This window comes from Mesorhizobium sp. M7A.F.Ca.CA.002.04.1.1 (genome assembly GCF_004022805.1).
GTDB lineage: Bacteria > Pseudomonadota > Alphaproteobacteria > Rhizobiales > Rhizobiaceae > Mesorhizobium > Mesorhizobium ciceri.
On the sequence record NZ_RZPL01001010.1, the window covers coordinates 1 to 1,511 of the forward strand.

Annotated in this window: 1 protein-coding gene and 1 pseudogene; both read left to right on the plus strand. The window is 62.9% G+C overall.

The window, feature by feature from the left end; all coding sequences use genetic code 11:
• Nucleotides 1-152: pseudogene (locus tag ENZ75_RS35450) on the plus strand (carbohydrate ABC transporter permease); the annotation flags it as partial.
• A gap of 41 nt (nucleotides 153-193) precedes the next feature.
• The gene (gene ugpC, locus ENZ75_RS31560) at nucleotides 194-1,255 is read left to right on the plus strand and encodes a sn-glycerol-3-phosphate ABC transporter ATP-binding protein UgpC (RefSeq protein ID WP_013531803.1); all 1,062 of its coding nucleotides are present in this window, start codon (nucleotides 194-196) and stop codon (nucleotides 1,253-1,255) included.
• Nucleotides 1,256-1,511 lie beyond the last annotated feature (256 nt).

Consider the following 1,511-nt stretch of genomic DNA (forward strand, 5'->3'; position numbering starts at 1 on the left):
CCGTCTACAACATGCTCTCCTACGAGCAAGTGAGCTGGGGGCCGCTCGCCGCCGCGGCCCTGGTGGTGACACTGCCGGTACTGGTCCTGACCATGTTCGCACAAAGGCAGATCGTCGCCGGACTGACCGCGGGCGCCGTCAAGGGCGGCTGAAGGCACGCTACGGCATCGCACTCTTTTTCGAGGAAAACCCAATGGCATCGGTCACAATCAACAACGTGCAAAAGGCTTTCGGAACGGCCAGGATTATCCACGATGTCAGCGTCGATATCGCTGACGGCGAGTTCGTCATCCTGGTCGGCCCGTCGGGCTGCGGGAAGTCGACGCTGCTGCGCATGATTGCCGGACTTGAAACGATCTCGGGCGGCAGGATCGCCATTGGCGATCGCACCGTCAACAATCTGCGGGCGCGCGACCGCAACATCGCCATGGTGTTCCAGAACTACGCGCTCTATCCGCACATGACGGTGGCCGACAATATGGGCTTTGCCCTCAAGATCAAGAAAGCCGATCCGGCCGACACCGCAAGCCGCGTCGGCAGGGCCGCCAGCATCCTGGGCCTCGACAAGCTGCTCGACCGCTATCCGCGCCAGCTCTCCGGCGGCCAGCGCCAGCGCGTCGCCATGGGCCGCGCCATCGTGCGCGACCCGCAAGTCTTCCTGTTCGACGAGCCGCTCAGCAATCTCGACGCCAAATTGCGCGTCCAGATGCGCGGCGAGATCAAGGCGTTGCACCAGCGGCTGGGCACCACCACCATTTACGTCACGCATGATCAGATCGAGGCCATGACCATGGCCGACAAGATCGTCGTGCTGCATGACGGCCTTGTCGAGCAGATCGGTGCGCCGCTCGACCTCTATGACCGTCCGGCCAATCTGTTCGTTGCCGGCTTCATTGGCTCGCCGGCCATGAACTTCATTGCCGGCCGCGTCGAGGAAGGCGTTTTCCGCAGCGCCAGTGGGCTGACCCTGCCGCTGCCGGAAGGCATCAACCTGGCAAAAATTCCCGTGGGTGAACTCATCTACGGCATCCGTCCCGAACATATCCGAGCAACGATTTCCCAGGGTATTGCCGGCACGATCGTGCTTCTGGAAGCCACGGGTTCGGAAATCTTCGCCAGGGTCGACTGCGCCGGCGAGGAAATCTCCTGCCTGTTCCGGGAGCGGCTTGCGCTGAAGCAAGGCGCGCAGATGCGCATCGAGATCGACCGCGCCTGTGCTCATCTGTTCGACGCCAAGACCGGTCGGCGATTCTAGCGCAAAGGTCTGATATCCCGGCGCAAAGGTCTCAAGCCACGGTTCGCTCTTGCCACTCGCATCGCTTGGCAGCAATCTCGGATCAAAGAGCCGCTCATCGGGTGGATGTCGGCGTCCCGGGGTTTTGCCATGACACGCGATCAGATGCTCGCCCACCTTCGATCCGCCGACGCGGTCGCGCGCGAGGCGGCGGCACATGGGCATCATCCCTTTGGTTGCGTGCTGGTCGGGCCGGATGACCGCGTGCTGATGCTGT

What these genes read in the sequence shown, in the direction of transcription:
- ugpC (WP_013531803.1), top strand. Translation starts at nt 194, where the DNA reads ATGGCATCGGTCACAATCAACAACGTGCAAAAGGCTTTCGGAACGGCC.